Here is a 20,070-nt window from a genome sequence, read left to right as displayed (position 1 = left end):
CGTCAACCCTTTTTTATTTAACAAATAAGTTTAAACCACTTCAATTTCGGACAATAAATACTCTGTTGAAATATTATTTTTATTGTTAAATATACTAAATATATCCTCTTCATATTTATATCCAATTTTTCTATATTCTTTCATTTTCATTTCTAAAATATGCTTACGAATTTTTTCGTTTCGTATTGCTTCATCAATAATCTTTCGTTCACTATGAGAAGAAAGAATTCTATCCATTTCCTTTATTAATTGCTTAGATGTTATAAATGGTTTCTTATTTTTTTTTGCTTGGTTATACTCATAAAGCAAGTACTGACATTGCGGGGAGTATTTAGAATAATTTTCTCTGTAAAACTTTTTGTCTTCTCTAACTGTATGATACTTTAATACAATTATTACTATAATACCAAAAACTGTCATGCCTCCAATCGCTTCTAACATATATCATCTAATTAAAATTGCAACTTACAATCAACGTATTAGCAATATTAAAAAAAATGTGCTTATATTGTTAATACTAAATATATATTTATTGGTTTCTCTAATCACTATCTTTGTAAAAAAGCTTGAAACATGAAATTTAAGGTAGTATCAGATTACAAACCTATGGGCGACCAGCCTGAGGCAATAAGGCAATTGAGCGAGGGAATTAATGCGGGAGAGAAATACCAGACGTTGCTTGGGGTTACCGGATCGGGTAAAACCTTTACTATGGCAAACGTAATTGAAAAAGTACAGAAGCCCACGCTTGTACTGGCACATAACAAAACGCTTGCGGCCCAGCTGTACAGCGAGTTTAAGCAGTTTTTCCCGGAGAATGCCGTGCAATACTTTGTGTCGTACTACGACTACTACCAGCCTGAAGCCTATATACCTGTTACGGGTACTTACATAGAAAAAGACTTATCTATTAACGAGGAGCTGGAGAAAATGCGCCTCAGCACCACCTCTGCCCTGCTCTCGGGCCGGCGCGATGTACTGGTGGTGGCATCGGTGTCGTGCCTTTATGGTATCGGCAACCCTGTAGAGTTCCAGAAAAATGTGGTATCGCTGCACAAGGACCAGGTAATAAGCCGTACCAAACTGCTGCACAAACTGGTACAAAGCCTTTATGCCCGTACTGAGGGTGACTTTACACCCGGCACCTTCCGCATTAAGGGGGATACCGTGGAGGTTTTTCCGAGTTATGGTGATGAGCCTTTCCGTATCCACTTTTTTGGTGATGAGATTGAAGATATTGAGGCTTTTGATAAATCAACCTCAAAAGTCCTGGAAAAATATGACAGGCTGAATATTTACCCTGCCAACATGTTTGTTACCAGTCCTGATGTGCTCAATGGCGCCATTTGGGAAATTCAGCAGGACCTGGTAAAGCAGGTGGACTATTTTAAAGAGATAGGCAAGCACCTCGAGGCTAAACGCCTGGAAGAACGCACCAATTTCGACTTGGAGATGATCCGCGAGCTGGGCTATTGCAGCGGTATTGAGAACTACTCGCGCTACCTGGACCGAAGGCTGCCGGGTACGCGCCCGTTCTGCCTGCTGGATTATTTTCCTAAAGATTACCTAATGGTAATAGATGAAAGCCACGTCACCGTAAGCCAGGTGCATGCCATGTATGGCGGCGACCGCTCCCGTAAAGAGAATCTTGTAGAGTATGGCTTCCGCCTGCCTGCGGCTATGGATAACCGGCCGCTGAAATTTGAGGAGTTTGAGGCGCTGCAAAACCAGGTAGTGTATGTAAGTGCCACACCTGCCGACTATGAGCTTGAGAAGAGCGGTGGTGTTTATGTAGAACAGGTAATACGCCCTACCGGCCTGCTTGACCCTGTTATTGAAGTACGGCCCAGCCTGAACCAGATTGATGATCTTATTGAGGAAATACAGCAGCGCGTGGAGCTTGACGAGCGTGTACTGGTTACTACCCTTACCAAGCGCATGGCCGAAGAGCTGGCCAAATACCTTACCAAGGTGTCAATCCGCTGCCGCTACATCCACAGTGAGGTAGATACGCTGGAGCGCGTAGAAATAATGCAGGACCTCCGCAAGGGTTTGTTCGACGTGCTAATTGGTGTAAACCTGCTCAGGGAGGGGCTCGACCTGCCCGAGGTATCGCTTGTCGCTATCCTGGATGCCGATAAAGAAGGCTTTTTGCGCAGTAACCGCTCGCTGATACAAACAGTGGGGCGTGCGGCACGTAATGTTAACGGCAAGGCTATAATGTATGCCGATAAGATTACCGACAGCATGCAGCGTACTATTGACGAAACCAACTACCGCCGCGAAAAGCAGCATAACTTTAATCAGGCCAATGGTATTGTGCCAACCGCACTGAACAAAAAGATTGACAGCGCGCTTGCCAAAAGTCCCATTACCTCTTTTCATTATGACAACACTCCGAAGATTGCGGCAGAACCTGATACCGCCTATATGAGCAAAGTAGATATTGAAAAGATTATACGGGAAAAGCGCAAGGCCATGGAAAAAGCTGCCAAGGAGCTTGACTTTTTACAGGCTGCTAAGCTGAGGGATGAGATTAAGGTGTTGCAGGAGAAGGTTTAACAGGAAAAACAAAATTGTATATTTGAACAAAGCTTAATCATGACTACAAAGGATACTATTATTAATTTGCTTAGAATGTACAAACCTGAATTCTCGAAGTTTGGGATTAAGCGGGTTGGCCTTTTTGGATCATATGCACGGAACGAGCAGTCGATACAAAGCGATATAGATATTTTAATAGATTTTGAACCCGGAAAAGCTACTTTTGATAACTTAATGGCTTTTCATGATATTATTGACTCGATTTTTGAAAATGAAAAAGTTGAAGTGGTTACAAAAAATAGCCTCAGCCCATATATTGGGCCTAAAATTTTAAAGGAAGTTGTATATGCATAAAGATTCTCTTCAATTTATCAGGCATATACACGATGAATGCAGGTATATCTTGTCAGTTTCAACGGAGTCTTTAACTTATTATGATTTTCTGGATGATGAAACCTTGAAACGTGCAGTTGTGCGAAGCCTGGAAATTATAGGCGAAGCCACAAAAAAACTACCTGACGATTTTAGGCTTAAGTGGAGCAATGTTAACTGGAAGAATATGGCAGGTATGAGAGACAAGCTAATTCATGATTATATAGGAATCGATTATGCTATTGTGTGGGATGTAATTAAAAATAAGATACCGGAACTGCATGCGCAGATGACAGCTATTTTAGAGCTGGAATAGAATAAATATTAAGGCATGAAAAAGCCGCCAAGGAACTTGACTTTTTACAGGCTGCCAAGCTGAGGGATGAGATTAAGGTATTGCAGGAGAAGGTATAGATATACAATGACAAATATAGAGACCATAAAGAAGATGTACGAGCTTTTTGCATCTAAGGACAATAATGCAATAAGAGAGATATTTGACCCTAACATACGCTGGAACCAGATGAAAGGCTTTCCGGGCGGCGGACAACATGTTGGGCCGGATGCTGTTTTTGAAAATGTATTTAACCGCTTCAGGGATAACTGGACAGTGTGGGCCGCTACTATAACACGCTATATAGACAGTGGAGACGGCGTATTTGTTATAGGCTACTACGAAGGCACCTACAAGAACACCGGCAAAACAATGAAGGCTGACTTTGCCTGTGAATATAAAATACTCAACGGTAAAATAATTGAATTTAACCAGTACACTGACACTTTTTTAATTGGTGAGGCTATGGGGCTGATAAGAGAATCTAAGTAAATGTAGCATTTCTATGTATTCATAGTTTTATCTTTTCTATTTGCTTATATATTCAAACATCTACTTATCTATTACAAGCCTAAAGATTAGAAACAGGTTAATTTAATTAATATAATTTCAGCCTTTTGTATATTAACCATATGAATCAAACTACCGAAAAAGGCACCGTACAAGAATTTACCATCAACTCCCCACAGCTTAGCCGGGAAAAACACATTTGGGTGTACCTGCCGTATAACTATAGTAGTTCAGGCAAATTATATCCTGTTGTATATATGCACGACGGGCAGCGGGTTTTTGATCATGCGGAGTCGCCCAAGCGCGACTGGCACGTGGAGGAAAAGCTGAACGACCTGCATTCTGAAGCTATTATTGTGGGCATTGAGCACGGTGGCAGCACGCACCGTATTGATGAGATGACGCCCTACCCTAACGAGAAATACGGAGGTGGCCATGCTGATGATTACCTTGAATTTATCATTAATACCTTAATGCCACACATTGAAGGCAATTACCGCGTTTTAACCGGTAAAGACAATACAACCATCTTTGGAGCATCGGTAGGCGGGCTTATTTCCTTTTATGCCTTGCTGAAGTTTCCCGGTGTGTTCGGCAGTGCGGGGGTGTTTTCGCCATCATTTTGGTTCAGTGAAGAAATATTTACCCTGATCAGGTCCATAAACAAAATTGAAGGCCGCATTTATTTTATGGCAGGCGACCATGAAAGCCGCAATATGGTACCTGATCTTGAAGAAATGGAACAACTGGTACTTGAACGTGTTACCGATAGATCTCAGGTTTACAAAAGAATTGTACATGGCGGGCACCACAACGAGAAGCTTTGGCGAAAAGAATTTAAAAACGCATATATATGGCTCATGGATTAATTATGCTGTGCCCTGAAAAGGGCCAGTAGTATATCCGGGTCTATGAGCCCTGTGGGCGATTTTTGCATTTCAAGCAGCACGCTTTTCATGGCAAAAGGGCTAAGGCCCATGTTAAGGCCCATTTCGCGTATGGCCACCTGTTCATTATCGTGCAAAATCCCGTCCGCATGCATCAGCAATGCCAGCCTGTAAAACTGTAATATGCGCTGGTGTTCTGATTTCACGACAACTTTTTCAGGGGTATCACTAAACAGGCTCTTAAACGCATCGGGCTCCACTTTGAGTTGTGCAGCAACTATAGAAAGAAACTGGTACTCCCGCTCGTGAATCTGCCCGTCAATCTTTGCAAATGCTATCATTTCAGATAACAGGCTTAGCTTTTCTTCGTAAGTACTCATAATTTGCTAATTTTTAACTATATAAATATACCTATTCTCCGGTTAAAATAAAAGCCAAAAATTATACACCTGTAACTATAAGAAACTTATCCGCAGTATGATGTACCAGGATTATATAATATGGGGAAAAAATCCCGGCGAATCTAATCAGATTCTTAGAAAAGCGTTACCAGGTAGTACACAAGCCCGGCAATAATGGCCGAAACCGGTATGGTAAGTATCCACGCCCAAAGCAGGCTTATGGTTACGCCCCAGCGCACTGCCGAAACCCTTTTGGTGATGCCTACACCAATTATTGAACCTGTTATAGTATGCGTAGTAGATACAGGTATACCGAAATGCTCTGAAGTATAAAGCGTTATAGCGCCTGCAGTTTCGGCAGCCACACCCTCCAGCGAGGTAACTTTTGTAATTTTAGAACCCATGGTTTTTACAATTTTCCAGCCACCGCTCATGGTGCCAAGGCCAATCATAAGGAAGCTGGTTATTGGTACCCACTCCCAGTGCGACACAAAATATTTGAACGGGTCTTCGGCTTTTAGATAATTTGGGTCAACCTCAATATTGGTATGGTAATAAATCACGGCCGCGCCTATAATGCCCATAACTTTCTGGGCATCGTTAGCGCCATGGCCAAGGCTGAACAAAGCTGATGAAACCAGCTGAAGCCTTTTAAACCATCTGTCTGCCCTTGCAGGGTTTGCCTTCCTGCAAATATTTAGGATTAAAATTGTCAGGAAATAGGCTACTATCATGCCGATTAGCGGCGCGCAAAATATAAAAAGTACAATCGGTATTACTTTGGCATAATTTACCACCGTGTTCAGGTCAGCGCCGTCAATAGTAAAGGCATGTGCAAGCGCAGCACCCATGAATCCGCCAATTAGCGTATGGGATGATGAAGAGGGTATACCCAGTTTCCAGGTAAGCAGGTTCCAGGTAATTGCGGCAATAAGCCCGGCCAGTATAACTTCAAGGGTGATGAAGTCAACATTTACAGTTTTAGCGATAGTATTACCGATTTTAAATTCGCCAATCCAGTACCTTGAGATAAAATAAGCCGCAAAATTAAAAAATGCTGCCCACAATACCGCCTGGAAAGGCGTAAGTACCTTCGTGGCAACGATTGTGGCTATGGAGTTGGCCGCATCGTGGAAGCCGTTTATATAATCAAAAATAAGCGCTAAAACGATAATAACTATCAGAAGTGTAAACATAGCGGTTGTACGGGGTGTTGAATATTATGAATGCTTTACTGAAATCGACTCCAGTACATTCGCTACTCCTTTACATTTATCGGTGGCAGTTTCAAGCGCTGAAAGTACTTCTTTGTATTTTATAATGTTTTTCGCATCGGTTTCATTCTCAAAAATATCGGCTACAGCCTTGTCAAAAACATTATCTGATTTGTTTTCAAGTTTATATATCCTTTTGCAGGCTTCACCAATACCCTTGAGGTTTTTCATGTCCTTCAGGTCAGCAACAGCTGCCTGTATCAGTTGGCAGGCCTCAAGGTTTATTTCTGTCATTTTCCTTATTGACTTAGTGATTTTATCCACCTGGTAAAGCCGCATCCTGCTTGCGCTACCATACATATAGTCAGCCACATAATCTATTGCGGAAATAAGGGCATGGATATCTTCCCTGTCAAATGGAGTGATGAAGTTCCTGCTGAGCTCCAGGTTTGTTTTGTGTGCCAAATCCTCGATGATGGTTTCTAATTCTTCTACCTTCCTGAAATACTCTTCACGCTCTGATTTTGGGGCATTTACCCCTTCGTGAAGTGTTTCGGCAAGGTTTACAAGATGCTGGGTTGCTTCCTCAAACAAAGGGAAAAACTTTTTGTCCTTAGGCACAAGGAACTGGAAGATGCTGTTTAGTGTCATTTTGACGATTTTAAAGACGCCGCAAAGGTATCTTTACAATGTTAAGAAATTGTTAAGCAATTATAAACAACGGGTTATTAATTTAAAGCAAACCCTTACAACCTGCATATATCAATCGATTTCGTATTTTTGCATCCTGAATTATTTAACTGCAAAAATATACAATAAAACAAGCCATGGATATTAACTTCAACAAAAACGAAGACCATAATAAACTTTTACTGTCCGAAATGAAACGCCGCCTTGCTAAGGTGAAACTTGGTGGTGGCGAAAAAAGAATAGAAAAGCTGCATGCCGAAGGTAAAATGACTGCCCGCGAACGTATTGAGTACCTTCTGGACAGCGGTAGCAAAAGCATTGAAATAGGTGCCTTTGCCGGTGATGGCATGTATGCCGAACACGGCGGCTGCCCCTCTGGCGGCGTGGTGGTAAAAATAGGCTACGTGCGCGGCAGGCAGTGTATAGTAGTAGCCAATGATGCAACTGTTAAGGCCGGTGCATGGTTTCCTATAACAGGTAAAAAAAACTTGCGGGCACAGGAAATAGCCATAGAAAACAGGTTGCCTATTATATACCTTGTTGACAGCGCAGGTGTTTACCTGCCCATGCAGGATGAGATCTTTCCTGATAAGGAACACTTCGGGCGTATATTCCGCAACAATGCCATCATGAGCAGCATGGGCATTACGCAGATTGCAGCCGTTATGGGCAGTTGCGTGGCAGGCGGTGCCTATCTTCCCATTATGAGCGATGAAGCACTGATTGTAGATAAAACGGGGAGTATATTCCTTGCAGGAAGCTACCTGGTAAAAGCCGCCATAGGCGAAACTATTGATAATGAGACACTGGGAGGGGCCACTACCCATTGTGAAATATCGGGAGTGACGGATTATAAGGCCAAGGATGATAAAGACGCGCTTGATACCATTAAGAATATTGTTGACAAGCTGGGCGATTATGATAAGGCAGGGTTCAGCCGTGTTACACCGCAAAAACCTGCGCAGCCGGAAACAGATATTTACGGAATCCTGCCAAAAACACGCAGCGAGCAGTATGATATGATTGAAATCATCAGCCGCCTGGTTGACAACAGCGAATTTGAAGAATATAAAGCCGGTTACGGGCAAACAATCATTACTGGCTATGCGCGTATTGACGGCTGGGCGGTAGGTATTGTGGCCAACCAGCGCAAGGTGGTCAAATCTAAAAAAGGGGAAATGCAGTTTGGCGGTGTTATATATTCTGACAGTGCCGATAAGGCTACACGCTTTATAGCGAACTGCAACCAAAAAAAGATACCGCTGGTGTTCCTGCAGGATGTTACGGGCTTTATGGTGGGTTCAAAGTCGGAGCATGGCGGCATTATAAAAGACGGCGCCAAAATGGTAAATGCCGTAAGTAATTCGGTAGTGCCAAAATTTACGGTTGTCGTGGGTAACTCTTACGGCGCCGGCAATTACGCCATGTGTGGAAAAGCCTATGACCCAAGGCTTATTTTTGCATGGCCAAGCGCTGAACTGGCTGTTATGGGAGGCACACAGGCCGCTAAAGTGCTGCTGCAGATAGAAGCTTCATCACTAAAAGCCAAAGGCGAGGAAATCACGCCTGAAAAAGAAGAAGAATTATTTAATAAGATAAAGGCGCGGTATGATGCCCAGGTGTCGCCATACTATGCGGCATCCCGCCTGTGGACCGATGCCATTATAGACCCGCTTGACACCCGCAAGTGGATATCCATGGGTATTGAGGCTGCTAACCATGCCCCTATTGAAAAAAAGTTTAACCTGGGGGTGATACAGGTATAAATACAGAATTGAATAAATTACAAAGCCCGGATAGATGCCCGGGCTTTTTTTTAACCCCAATTACGCAGTTGAAATTTCTGGAGATGTATCTATTGGATAATCCTAAAGCCTTACAAACCATTTTCTACGTTTTTTTGTGAGTGCTATTTTTAATTTCAGGGTGTTTCCCGTTTTTTCAAAATAGGCGCCAATGGAAAATGCGTGAGTTTTTGCAAGTTTTATATTTATCACAAACCTGGATTCCCTTATCTATCCCTACCATAAATCCTGCCGGTCTATTAAAGTGCTGTATGAGTGGGTAAACTTGGCCGTAATATTCAAATTCTTAAAGAACCAGCTAAAAAAATAACGGGCCAACCTCTGTATTGGTCTTTTGGGTGAACTTGCCAAAATAGCGAATTACATCACTTTTTTTACCGCTAAGCAGTTGGACTTTCAGGCCTAAAATATGCTTTTTTCGCTATTGCGTAATTTGAGATAAACCATTTGTACAAAAAGACCTGACTATTTTAATTTTTTTCCAATATAAAGCTATATAAATGGCCAGTATTAAATTAATCATTAAAATTTCTATTGCTTATAAATATGCCCGACGGTGCGGGGAACTGAGCCCTGACTGTCCACCCCGACAGTGCGAGGGAGGCAATAACCAGCAATTTTTTGTGGAGTATTTAATACTGAATGATAATTACACATAAAAACCGCCTCAACTGTGAGACGGCTTATTTTCCAATTTTAATGTTAATCATGGCATTGCTACCGGGCCCTTCCATTGGGAAAAACCACCTGCAAGGTTGTGAGTTTTTTCAAAACCCAGCCTGCCCATTATGGCACAGGCCTGCCCGCTGCGTACCCCTGCTGCGCAATACACATAATAACTTTTTGATTTATCAAGCGCATCAACAGCATCAATAAAGCCCTGGCCTTTATAAATATCAATATTCAAAGCTCCGGGGATAATCCCCCGGCTAAATTCATCTTCGGTGCGCACATCAAGTATTACAGCATTAGTATCCTGCTGTGCCTTGTCCCACCATTCTTCCTGATGTAAATCCATATATTAATTTTTCTTCAAATATATCAGGCTTTTATAGAACATCCAATGGCTTTGGTTTCTTTTACAGCTACCTCCCTGTTCCTGAGCAATGCGTCAACTGCAGCCTCAACATATTTTTTCTTCACCGCCTTTTTATCCTCATAATTGTCATCTATTGCGCCAATATAGCGTACAACATTACCCTTAGGAGTTTTCTCCAGCACATATACATGCGGGGTTTTTGTTGCGCCATACTGCGGGTAAACCTTTTGCCCTTCATCTAAAAGGTAAGGAAAGGTAAACTTTTTCTCTTTAGCCCTCTCCTGCATTTTAGGATAGCTGTCATCTTTTTGCTTTTCGGGATTATTTGGATTGATAGCCACAACCGGATATCCCTGTTTTTTATATTTTTTATCAAGGTCAATTATCCTGTCTTCATAAGCCTGTGCATAAGGGCAATGGTTGCAGGTAAATATTACAATATAGCCCTTAGCGTCTTTCATATCTTTAAGGGATACCATTTTACCGTCTACATTCTTCAGGCTAAAATCTGCGGCAACATCACCTGGCTTGTAACCTGCCGCTGTATTGGTAACAGTGAAGGCAGCCACAACACCTGCTGCCATAAATAATCCTAAAAATCTGAGTGCTTTTTTCATGATGATTATGGTTTAAATTTGTTTATTTCTTTAGTAAGTTCTTCATACGTAAAAGACTTTTCGTAAAATTTCCTTTTGTCACTATTATATATTATTGTGGCAGGTATGGCGCCGCTCCAAGTTTTGTCAACCCGGCTTATCCAGGTATTAGCATCCGGGTCGCGCAGCAGCACTACCTCATTCTTCATATTTTTTTCTTTTATAAAAGGTAAAAGTTTAGTTTCTACCATTTTTGGCATATCAAGGCTTACCAGCAACACTTTTACTTTGTCATCCTTATGTGCTTGCGAAAGGCGCTCAAAATACGGAAGTTCCTCTACACAGGGTATACACCAGGTAGCCCAAAAATTTACTACATAAGTAGTATCATTCTTTCGGGTAAGGAAATACTCAAATTGCTCAAAATTATAAGCCTTAACAGATACTCCTTCCTTATGATAAACTTTAAGAGGTTTTGGCAAGACTGCTTCAGGTCTTTGAGAGCATGATAAAAGAATAAAAGCTATTATTATACTAGTAGCTATATTATGTAACTTCATTATCATTATTTAAACCTTAAAATTACTTAAAAAACAGCGAAATTTATATGTTAACAAAAATTTAACATAAATATTTGTATCTACAACATTTTTATATTATACATTTGTACATACAAATATTACACGTGCAATTATGCGACTTGAAGAAGCTATTAAATCAAAAACGGAATACACGCTGGAAAAAAAAGTAGTGCTTAATATTATTTTGACTTCCAATATTCTGGGTGATACGTTTAATGAAATTATAAAGCCTTATGATCTGTCTTCAGAACAATTCAATGTACTACGGATACTTAGAGGCCAGAAAGGTAATCCTATAAACATGTGTGATATTCAGGAACGGATGATTGCCCGGACAAGCAATACCACAAGGCTGGTTGACAAACTACTCTTAAAAGGTTTTGTAACCCGCGAAATATGCAGCGATAACAGGCGGAAGATGGAAATAAGGATCACAGATAAAGGACTTGAAATATTGAAGCAGCTTGACCCTGGAGTAGAAGAGCACGAAAGAAAGTTCTCAGGCAACCTCACAGAAGGTGAACTGCTGCAACTGAATACCCTCCTTGAAAAATACAGGAATATAAACAGATAATATAAAAANTTTTCTTTAAAAGGAATCGAAAAAACAGAATTAGAGTTCGGATTAATGGCTTTAGCACACAACTTAAGAAAAAAAATTACAGCTTAAAGGCAATTTTAAACTCATTTTAAAATAGTAAACTTTTGATGAAAGTTTAATCAAATAAAAAACCGTCTCAAAATTTAAGTATTGAGACGGCTTCTTGATTGGTGGCTGTGGTGTTTCTTCTTTAGTGCCAAAACCATATTCAAAGGCTTGTTCGTTCAGAAACTTGATTGCTTCTCTGATTATTTCGCCATAGTGGTAATTGTAAAAAGTAAACTGGATGTTTTCGGTATCGGGGTTGTAGCCTTCTTCAAATGTATCTTTGAAATTTGGCGGTTCATCATTTATGGCAATGTGCAAAGCGTTTGTATAGGAACGATTGCGAAGCAATTGTTCTTCTGTGGTTTCGTACTTCAGATAAAGTGTTTCTAACTCGTCTTTTGTTATTTGCGAATGGGTGAGCAATTCTTCCAACTGAAAACGAACACTGCTTATATACGGCTTTCGTGCTGTTTGTTCTAAGTGAATAAGGTTGCTCAATACTTCTTTCTTCAAATATGATAAGTTGTATTTCCATTGATGATAGGCACTAATAGGAGCATTTTCTAAAGGGTAGTTATATTCTAAATCTTTCAGGAAAATGCGTAAATTATCTTCTGCGATTGTTGGTTTTGATGTTTCACTTGTTCCGGTAAGACCTGCTTTAAAATCATCATAGACTTTTTGAATTGCTTCTTTGAATAAATGAAAGTGATTGGTGTAGTGCTTCCATACGTGGGTGGCATATTTTGAATCATATTCATTTTCCTTGTACTCCATTACATTCGGGTACCAGTAGGTATTGTGATAGTTGAGCAAAAAGGCTTTATGCCTTTTGGGTGGTGTATGGGTTTTGAATTGTTGCAGGGATAAACTTAGGTATCTGTTTATTTCCTGATTGTTTAATGGCCGTATGCGTTCATAAATAGATTTTGAAAACTCATTGAGCAAAGTACCAGAAATGAAGCTATCAAAATAAGTGGGGTCAAATTTGTGTGTTTCCCATAGGTTGTCAATCTTTCGCTTGTAGTCCACTGCTTCTATTGCCAAACGGTTTTCCAATTCTTCTACGATGAAAATTTCTTCATCATTTTTTTGCTCTTGTATGGGGTCGGGGGCTTTTGTAAGTAGGTCGGCTTGCTCTTTTGAAAAGGTGATTTCAGCACCTAAAATTTCTTTGAGTTGGTTGTTCCATTCCGGGTCTTTAATAGATTGGATGCCGTGCTTCTCAAATAGTTCTGCTCGGGTAATGGCTGCCAGGCTTTTTGAAAGCCTTGCAGCTTTGAGGGCTGGGTGTAATTTGTCTAACTCTTTCAACTGCTTTTCCAATGCCATTCCCCTTGACTTTTTTAGGGCTGTTTTAAAGCCTTCTGTCCACCTTTCTATTTGGGTGGTGTTTCTTATGCCATAGGTAGTTTGAACGTCTGTAAAGCGTGGATTTGAAGGGTTAGCGATGTATTCTTCAAAGGTGAAGCCATTGGCTTCATCATCAAACTGCCAAGTGTCTAAAAAATCAACTATGATTTTGGCTCTGATGTATGCTTTGCCATTGTCGCCCATAGGCAAGCTATCAACGAAGTTGAGCAGCTTGTCGATGTGGGCATTGATCTGATTGTCTGAAAGTATTGCCATATAATGCGAAAAAATAATGTTTTTATCCTATGTATTCATCTACTGCCTTGTCTAATTCTTCATTGATGATTTTAGCGTACACCTGTGTAATGCCAATTCCTGAATGGTCCATCAATTTTGAAACGTGCTCAATTCTCATACCGTTGTTTAATGCTCTGGTGGCGAATGTGTGACGGCTGAGGTGGAAGGATAGCGAAAAGGGCAGTTCAAGTGTTTTGCCAAAATTGTTAAGGTGGAAATTACAAAGTGCGTTGTGCCTTTCGGTTTCTCTTGTTCTGAAAAAATTGTCCTTGAAATATTGGTCGCTGTATTCCAAAAGCGGGAAGATGAAATCTTCCGGCTGATTGCTGTCTGTTTTGTACTTGTTCAAAATTTCAATGGCTAAACTGCCGAGCTTGAAACTGTGCTGCCTTCCTGTTTTTCTGATGACTTTTGTAATTCTGTTGTCTGCTGCGTTGAAGTTTTTCCATTGCAGTTCCACCATATCACCGAAACGCAAACCACCACCGTAAACAGAAAATAAGAACATATCTTTACAAACTTGTGCTTTGCCTGTTTGCGGTACTTCTAAAGCTATGAGGGCTTCAAGCTGTTCTTTGCTCAGGTAGTTGCGTTTACCTTTTTCTTTCTTTACTCTGAACTTATCAAAGGGGTATAAAGTAACCGGGATAATATCTTCTCGCTGTGCTTCCTTGAACATTATGGAAAGGATGGTCAAAGAATAGTGAATGGTCGTGTTATTATTGTTTAGGTTCTTCGAGCAGTGGTTCGCATAATCTTTTAGCGTGGTTACATTGATGTCTTCAAAGTAAACTTCTTTTGTACCCATATAGGTTTCAAACTTATTAAGGTACTTTACATAGTTGCGATATGTTGCAGGGGATAGTGTTGTTTTCTGCTTCTCGCATCTTGCATAGCTGTATTCAAAAAAGTTTGTTGCTGCCTTGCCTTTGATGGCTTCTTTTAATTTCTTGGCTGATGGCTGTGATTTCTTCCTTTCCAGGTCAGCAACCTGTCCTTCGGCTTCTGCTACCTTTTGAGCCAATAGTGCATTAATTCGTGCAGAGTTTGAATGATTCTTTTTAACTCTTTGTTTATCTTCGTCCCATTCATTTGGCTGAAGGCGAACACCTAAAGAAATGAATTTTGTTTTGCGGTCTTTGATAAGTCGGAGGTATAAAGGGGCTTCGCCTGTTTTACCTACTTTATCATTACGAAGTATTAATTTGATTGATGCCATATCTAACTATTTACAGGGTTGTGCAATGCGGTGCAACTGAGTACAAAGGTACAACATTGGGTACAACAAATCAAGCTTTTTGGTACATTTTGTTGCACCTAAATGAAATTATAAAGTGGCTTAAATGCTTATTTTACAAGGGTTTTGAAGCAAAGCGAAGAAAAAGGGGGATGATAATTGACAACAGCACCTACCCAAAAGTGGCGGTTCAGTGGATAAATCAAGTTTTATGCTTCAATCAAAGATCGTGCTTGGCTGACACTTTTGTGTCCCGAAATTGCCACCCGCGTGTTGCCGCTTCCGTTGTGCGGAAATCCCTTCGGGACTGGCCCTGACAATCTTTTTCGGGCCATGGTGGCAACATCCTGAACAAATATCCCTACTTTTATCGGAGAATCCGAAATAGCTCATGAAAATATATCCTATCGAAACCGGAAATTTTAAGCTCGATGGCGGCGCCATGTTTGGCGTAGTGCCCAAAACGCTGTGGAACAAGACGAACCCTGCCGACCAAAACAACCTTATAGACCTTGCCGCCCGGTGCCTCCTGATTGAGGACGGCAACCGCCTGATACTGATTGATACCGGCATGGGCAACAAGCAGAGTGAGAAGTTCTTCGGCTATTATTCGCTTTGGGGCAGCCACAATACGGATAAGTCACTGGCGAAGTATGGGTTTCACCGGGATGATATTACGGATGTTTTTATGACACACCTGCATTTTGACCATTGCGGCGGAAGCGTACAGTGGAACAAAGACAGGACCGGCTATGAACCGGCTTTTAAAAACGCACATTACTGGACCAATAAAAACCACTGGGAATGGGCCACCCAACCCAATGCAAGGGAAAAGGCATCATTCCTGCCTGAAAATTTATTCCCGATGCAGGAAAGCGGCCAGCTGAAATTTATTGAACGCCCTGAAGGAGACTTCCTCCAGGAGAGTGAACTGGGTTTCGGGATATTTTTTGCAGACGGCCACACCGAAAAACAGATGATACCACACATAAACTACAATGGCAGCACCATAGTTTTTACAGCCGACCTGCTGCCAACAGCAGGGCATGTGCCGCTGCCGTATGTTATGGGGTATGACACCCGTCCGCTGCTCACACTTGCCGAAAAAGAAAAGTTTATGAATGCTGCTGCCGACAATAACTATTACCTATGGCTGGAACACGACGCGCACAATGAAATTATAACGGTGGAACGCACCGAAAAAGGCATACGCGTAAAAGATATTCTATCCTGTAATGACATCCTAACGTAATGTTAATATTTACACCGGTTGTAACAAAATCAAATACTTTAGACCAATTTTGTGAATAAAGACGAAAAATAATGAAATTAAGAAATGCCTACCTCTATGCTGCCCTTGCACTAGCCCTTGCAGGCTGCAGCTCAACAAAACCTCTTACTTCAGCGCCTGTCACGGCGCCTGCCGCTATAACCGCTAAAAAAGCGCCACTAACGGATAATCAGGAAAAGCGCTGGAGCCACCTCGACCTTGTCAGGGATACCATACCCGGTATGAGCGTGGACAGGGCATACGAACTTTTAAAAGGCAAAAAAGCCGGCAAAATTGTAGTTGGTGTAGTTGATTCGGGAATCGACATCGAACACCCCGACCTACAGGGCGTTATATGGACAAATACCAAAGAAGTGGCCGGCAATGGCATTGATGATGATAATAATGGCTATATAGACGACATTCACGGATGGAACTTCCTCGGTGATGCCGAGCATGAAAATATGGAATTTGTACGCATTCTGAAAAAAGGGGATGATGGCTCCGAAATCTATAAAAAAGCCAAGGCAGAATATGACAAAGAATACCGGGAGGCCATGTCTGAAAAACAAAAGATAGATTTCATCGCTAATATTGATAAAACCTTCCGGGAAAAGACAGGCAAAGAAAATTATACGGTTGAGGATTTAAAAAACCTAAATGTTACCGATCCAAACCAAAACCAGCTTAAGCAAAGTTTCATCCAGATGCTCAGCAACATCCCGAAAGAAGAGTTTGATCAAGAAATAAAGGATGCTAAAGACCATTTTGACAGCCAGCTTAACTATAACCTGAACCTGAAATTTGACGGGAGGAAAATAGTAGGGGACAATCCGGACGACTTTAACAGCCGCGGCTACGGAAATAACAATGTTATTGGCCCTGTTAAAGAAGGTGCCAGGCACGGTACGCACGTGGCCGGGATTATAGCGCAGGTGCGCAGCAACAACCTGGGTGGCGACGGCGTAGCCAGCAACAATGTGCAGATTATGGCCGTACGTGCCGTACCGGATGGCGATGAATATGATAAAGATGTTGCCCTGGCCATACGCTATGCTGTGGACAATGGCGCCAAAGTGATTAACGGAAGCTTTGGCAAATATTTCTCAACCCATAGTGACTGGGTCTATGATGCGATAAAGTATGCCGCAGAAAAAGATGTGCTTATAGTGTGTGCTGCCGGTAATGAGGGCATTGACCTCAACCAGCCGGGCGGCGTGGAACGCTACCCTAACGACAATAAAAGCGGAGGCCCTGAAATCTCAGACACGTTCCTTTCTGTTGGCGCGATAAATTATGACTTAAACCAAAACTTTATCGCAGACTTTTCAAATTATGGCAAAACCGATGTTGACGTCTTCAGCCCGGGGGTACGCATTTATGCTACCACGCCCAATGGCAAGTATGAGTTCCTGCAGGGCACATCAATGGCATCGCCTAATGCTGCGGGCGTTGCAGCCCTCATACGCGCTTATTATCCAAATCTAAAAGCATCGCAGGTAAAACAGATTATTATGGAATCAGGCGTGCCCGTGAACCTTAAAGTTGCCGTAGGCGGCGATGAAGATAACCTGAAGCCCTTTGATGAACTTTCCAGGACCGGAAAAATAGTAAATGCCTATAATGCCCTGCTTATGGCAGAGCAAATGTCGCGCAAAAAATAATTAACCGGCAAAAACGCATATATGGAAGGACCTCAAATCCTTCCATTTTTTTATTTTTATAGCATGAAAACAATGACAATCCTACTGGCAGCCTTCACCTGTATAAGTGTGGCTGCGCAAAAGAACCCTAACCCGGGATACTGGCAGCAGCATGTTGATTACAAAATGGATGTAACCATGGATGTAAAAACCTACCGCTACACCGGTACGCAGCAACTGGTCTACACCAACAATTCACCTGATACACTGAAACGTGTTTTTTACCACCTGTATAACAACGCATTCCAGCCGGGCAGCGAAATGGACATGAGGCTCAGGAGTATTTCGGATCCCGACAAAAGGATGGTAAAGAGTTTTAAAACCGGAAAAAAAACTACCTATGAAAGCCGCATAAGTACCCTGAAACCAAATGAAATTGGGTTTCTGAACATAAAAAACCTCAGGCAGGACGGCAAACCCGCAGGCAATAAAGTATCGGGAACTATCCTGGAAGTCGACCTTCCCGCGCCGCTTTTACCGGGAAAATCAACCACACTCACACTTGATTTTGAAGGGCAGGTGCCGGTGCAGATACGCCGCAGCGGGCGCAACAATGCCGAAGGCGTAGCGCTGTCAATGACACAATGGTATCCTAAAATGGCTGAATATGATTTTGAAGGCTGGCATGCCAACAACTATGTGGCGCGCGAGTTTCACGGCGTATGGGGCAATTTTGATGTTAAAATAACTATCGACAAAGATTATACTATTGGCGGTACAGGATATCTGCAAAACAAAAATGAAATTGGCAAAGGCTATGAAGATGCGGGCGTAACTGTTACCTATCCCAAAAAGGCCAAAACCCTTACCTGGCATTTTGTTGCGCCTATGGTACATGACTTTGCATGGGCTGCCGACGATGACTTTATTCATGATAAGATACCCGGGGCCAATGGTGTTGAGCTGCATTTTCTTTATAAAAATAAACCCGAAAATAGTGACGGGTGGAAAAAATTACAGCCAAAAACGGCAGAAATGCTCGAGTTTTACAATGCCGCCATTGGCCCCTATCCTTACAGGCAGTACTCAGTAATACAAGGCGGGGATGGCGGAATGGAATATGCCATGTGTACCCTGATAACCGGCCGCAAGTTTGAAGGCTTGGTACAGGTAACTGCGCATGAATTTGCCCACTCGTGGTTCCAGCACATCCTGGCCACAAACGAATCCAAACACGGATGGATGGACGAAGGATTTACTTCTTATGCCGAGGCGCTTGCCATTGAGGCCATTATGCCAAAAAATAAAAAAGAGGAAGAGCCAAATCCCTTTATGGATGCTTATGCCAATTACCGCTATATGGTGTCAACAGGTAAGGAACAGCCGCTGAGCACCCACGCCGACAGGTTTGACCAAAACATGTTTTACAGTATTGCTTCCTATAGCAAAGGCGAGATATTCCTCTCACAGCTGGGTTATCTTATAGGGCAGGATAAACTGGCAGAAACTATTAAACGCTACTATGCCGACTATAAGTTTACGCACCCGACGCCCAATGATATTAAGCGTACTGCCGAAAAGATTACCGGCGCCCACCTGGACTGGTACCTTACTGATTGGACCCAAACCACCAATACAATTGATTACAGCCTTACTGTTAAGGAAGAAGGCAACACAACAAAAATAACCCTAAACAGGATTGGCAGGATGCCTATGCCTATTGATATTATTGTAGCCTATACTGACGGCACCCAGGAAAGTTTTTATATTCCGCTGAGCATGATGCACTACAGCAAAGATAATCCTTTCCCGAAATTAAACCGCACTGTTCTTGCAGCATGGGACTGGGGCAATCCTAACTATGAATTTACCATTAATAAACCCAAATCTGCTATAAGTGTAGTGGTTATTGACCCTACGGAACTCATGGCCGATGTGAACAAAGAAAATAATGCTTACATAGCAGGGACAAAAGAAAAGCAGTAATAAAAAAACCTCCGGCACAAACCGGAGGTTTTTGCAGGGATAAATAGAACAAAACCCTGCTATATATAATTGGCGCTAAAAAGTTAATTAGCTCTTTTAGCCGGTTCTGCTTTCTTCTCAGTAGTTCTTTCTTCTTTCAGGGTAGCTTCGGACTTTTGGGTTGTTGTAGAAGAAGGCTGAGGTGTAGTTGTAGAAGGCTGCGATTGGTTTGCCGGTGTGCGGTCAGCTGGTTTTACCTGGCTTTCCTGTACAGGCTGTTGTGTAGTAGTAGTTGTAGTTGTCTGGCTCTGCGTTTGTGTCGCAGGTTGTTCCTGTGCCAATGCTACCACCCCGGTTAGCATTAAAGCGCTTAAAAATAAGTTTTTCATTAGTGTAATATTTAAAATTATTATGTCTTATACTGATATTTAAGGCAAGTTTAATGCCTGCCTCCCAATTTATGCCCTTTTTAATCCATGATGGTATTTAAAACACTGTTTCACAGGATCTTGTATTTCTATTTGTGGGTTTTTGTTGAGTTAGGGATAAGCAATTATTTATGTGTATAATGTGGAAATCTGTGGAACTTCTTGTAGATATTCCAAGAAATAATTATCCCTTCATTTTCACTTTTTATATATGAAGTGGTTTAAACTTATTTGTTAAATAAAAAAGGGTTGACG

General features: G+C 41.8%; 20 protein-coding genes and 1 pseudogene. 11 read left to right on the top strand and 10 right to left on the bottom strand.

Annotated features, from left to right (window positions below; translation table 11 throughout):
• Window positions 1-30 precede the first annotated feature (30 nt).
• On the bottom strand, window positions 31-441 hold the full coding sequence (locus CHU92_RS10360; protein WP_094415287.1) for a hypothetical protein: 411 nt from the start codon (window positions 439-441) through the stop codon (window positions 31-33).
• 132 nt (window positions 442-573) lie between these two features.
• Here CHU92_RS10360 and uvrB point away from each other — a divergent pair, with 132 nt between their 5' ends.
• The 6 genes and pseudogenes from uvrB (at window position 574) to CHU92_RS10330 (ending at window position 4,629) form a co-directional block, all read left to right on the top strand.
• A complete protein-coding gene (uvrB, locus tag CHU92_RS10355; protein WP_094415285.1) occupies window positions 574-2,562 on the top strand; it encodes an excinuclease ABC subunit UvrB in 1,989 nt (662 codons plus the stop codon).
• 39 nt (window positions 2,563-2,601) lie between these two features.
• The gene (locus CHU92_RS10350) at window positions 2,602-2,898 is read left to right on the top strand and encodes a nucleotidyltransferase family protein (RefSeq protein ID WP_094415283.1); all 297 of its coding nucleotides are present in this window, start codon (window positions 2,602-2,604) and stop codon (window positions 2,896-2,898) included.
• Window positions 2,891-3,232: a HepT-like ribonuclease domain-containing protein gene (locus tag CHU92_RS10345; RefSeq protein ID WP_094415281.1), complete on the top strand. Its 342-nt coding sequence runs from the start codon at window positions 2,891-2,893 to the stop codon at window positions 3,230-3,232. The genes CHU92_RS10350 and CHU92_RS10345 overlap by 8 nt, the downstream gene beginning before the upstream one ends.
• A gap of 17 nt (window positions 3,233-3,249) precedes the next feature.
• Window positions 3,250-3,330, top strand: a pseudogene (locus CHU92_RS16250) (UvrB/UvrC motif-containing protein); the annotation flags it as partial.
• Window positions 3,331-3,337: 7 nt separating this feature from the next.
• Window positions 3,338-3,742, top strand: a complete 405-nt coding sequence (locus CHU92_RS10335; protein WP_207759834.1) for a nuclear transport factor 2 family protein — start codon at window positions 3,338-3,340, stop codon at window positions 3,740-3,742.
• A 140-nt stretch (window positions 3,743-3,882) separates the two neighbouring features.
• Window positions 3,883-4,629 carry an alpha/beta hydrolase gene (locus CHU92_RS10330; protein ID WP_094415277.1) on the top strand — a complete coding sequence of 249 codons (747 nt, stop codon included), beginning with the start codon at window positions 3,883-3,885 and terminating at the stop codon, window positions 4,627-4,629.
• On the opposite strand, the gene CHU92_RS10325 is transcribed toward CHU92_RS10330, so the two are convergent.
• From CHU92_RS10325 to CHU92_RS10315, 3 genes are all read right to left on the bottom strand, one after another.
• Window positions 4,626-5,027, bottom strand: coding sequence for a TerB family tellurite resistance protein (locus CHU92_RS10325; protein ID WP_094415275.1), 402 nt, complete (start codon window positions 5,025-5,027; stop codon window positions 4,626-4,628). The two genes, CHU92_RS10330 and CHU92_RS10325, sit on opposite strands and share 4 nt — an antisense overlap.
• Before the next feature lie 155 nt (window positions 5,028-5,182).
• Window positions 5,183-6,244: an inorganic phosphate transporter gene (locus CHU92_RS10320; protein ID WP_094415273.1), complete on the bottom strand. Its 1,062-nt coding sequence runs from the start codon at window positions 6,242-6,244 to the stop codon at window positions 5,183-5,185.
• A 24-nt stretch (window positions 6,245-6,268) separates the two neighbouring features.
• The gene (locus CHU92_RS10315) at window positions 6,269-6,913 is read right to left on the bottom strand and encodes a DUF47 domain-containing protein (protein ID WP_094415271.1); all 645 of its coding nucleotides are present in this window, start codon (window positions 6,911-6,913) and stop codon (window positions 6,269-6,271) included.
• A 176-nt stretch (window positions 6,914-7,089) separates the two neighbouring features.
• Between CHU92_RS10315 and CHU92_RS10310 the strand changes: the two genes are divergently transcribed.
• Window positions 7,090-8,718, top strand: coding sequence for an acyl-CoA carboxylase subunit beta (locus tag CHU92_RS10310; protein WP_094415269.1), 1,629 nt, complete (start codon window positions 7,090-7,092; stop codon window positions 8,716-8,718).
• Window positions 8,719-9,463: 745 nt separating this feature from the next.
• Here the strand turns inward: CHU92_RS10310 and CHU92_RS10305 are convergent.
• From CHU92_RS10305 to CHU92_RS10295, 3 genes are read right to left on the bottom strand one after another with little or no spacing between them, the layout of a single operon-like run.
• Window positions 9,464-9,775 carry a rhodanese-like domain-containing protein gene (locus CHU92_RS10305; RefSeq protein ID WP_094415267.1) on the bottom strand — a complete coding sequence of 104 codons (312 nt, stop codon included), beginning with the start codon at window positions 9,773-9,775 and terminating at the stop codon, window positions 9,464-9,466.
• A gap of 23 nt (window positions 9,776-9,798) precedes the next feature.
• Window positions 9,799-10,413: a thioredoxin family protein gene (locus tag CHU92_RS10300; RefSeq protein WP_094415265.1), complete on the bottom strand. Its 615-nt coding sequence runs from the start codon at window positions 10,411-10,413 to the stop codon at window positions 9,799-9,801.
• Window positions 10,414-10,418: 5 nt separating this feature from the next.
• A complete protein-coding gene (locus tag CHU92_RS10295) occupies window positions 10,419-10,952 on the bottom strand; it encodes a redoxin domain-containing protein (protein WP_094415289.1) in 534 nt (177 codons plus the stop codon).
• 133 nt (window positions 10,953-11,085) lie between these two features.
• On the opposite strand from CHU92_RS10295, the gene CHU92_RS10290 reads away from it, so the two are divergent.
• Complete coding sequence (locus CHU92_RS10290; protein WP_094415263.1) at window positions 11,086-11,547, top strand: MarR family winged helix-turn-helix transcriptional regulator; 462 nt, start codon at window positions 11,086-11,088, stop codon at window positions 11,545-11,547.
• A 72-nt stretch (window positions 11,548-11,619) separates the two neighbouring features.
• On the opposite strand, the gene CHU92_RS10285 is transcribed toward CHU92_RS10290, so the two are convergent.
• The gene (locus CHU92_RS10285) at window positions 11,620-13,251 is read right to left on the bottom strand and encodes a hypothetical protein (protein WP_094415261.1); all 1,632 of its coding nucleotides are present in this window, start codon (window positions 13,249-13,251) and stop codon (window positions 11,620-11,622) included.
• A gap of 22 nt (window positions 13,252-13,273) precedes the next feature.
• The gene (locus tag CHU92_RS10280; RefSeq protein WP_094415259.1) at window positions 13,274-14,491 is read right to left on the bottom strand and encodes a site-specific integrase; all 1,218 of its coding nucleotides are present in this window, start codon (window positions 14,489-14,491) and stop codon (window positions 13,274-13,276) included.
• Between the two features lie 409 nt (window positions 14,492-14,900).
• Between CHU92_RS10280 and CHU92_RS10270 the strand changes: the two genes are divergently transcribed.
• The 3 genes from CHU92_RS10270 to CHU92_RS10260 all read left to right on the top strand — a co-directional run bounded on the left by CHU92_RS10270 (window position 14,901) and on the right by CHU92_RS10260 (window position 19,408).
• A complete protein-coding gene (locus CHU92_RS10270) occupies window positions 14,901-15,761 on the top strand; it encodes an MBL fold metallo-hydrolase (RefSeq protein WP_094415255.1) in 861 nt (286 codons plus the stop codon).
• Between the two features lie 71 nt (window positions 15,762-15,832).
• A complete protein-coding gene (locus tag CHU92_RS10265; protein WP_207759833.1) occupies window positions 15,833-17,443 on the top strand; it encodes a S8 family peptidase in 1,611 nt (536 codons plus the stop codon).
• Between the two features lie 72 nt (window positions 17,444-17,515).
• The gene (locus tag CHU92_RS10260; protein WP_394335747.1) at window positions 17,516-19,408 is read left to right on the top strand and encodes a M1 family metallopeptidase; all 1,893 of its coding nucleotides are present in this window, start codon (window positions 17,516-17,518) and stop codon (window positions 19,406-19,408) included.
• Between the two features lie 83 nt (window positions 19,409-19,491).
• Here the strand turns inward: CHU92_RS10260 and CHU92_RS10255 are convergent, their stop codons facing one another.
• On the bottom strand, window positions 19,492-19,776 hold the full coding sequence (locus tag CHU92_RS10255; protein ID WP_094415249.1) for a hypothetical protein: 285 nt from the start codon (window positions 19,774-19,776) through the stop codon (window positions 19,492-19,494).
• Between the last annotated feature and the right edge of the window lie 294 nt (window positions 19,777-20,070).

It is taken from the genome of Flavobacterium cyanobacteriorum, from assembly GCF_002251835.1.
Lineage (GTDB): Bacteria > Bacteroidota > Bacteroidia > Flavobacteriales > Flavobacteriaceae > Flavobacterium > Flavobacterium cyanobacteriorum.
Note: the sequence above shows the minus strand (reverse complement) of the source record. Positions and strands in the feature narration are given on the sequence as shown.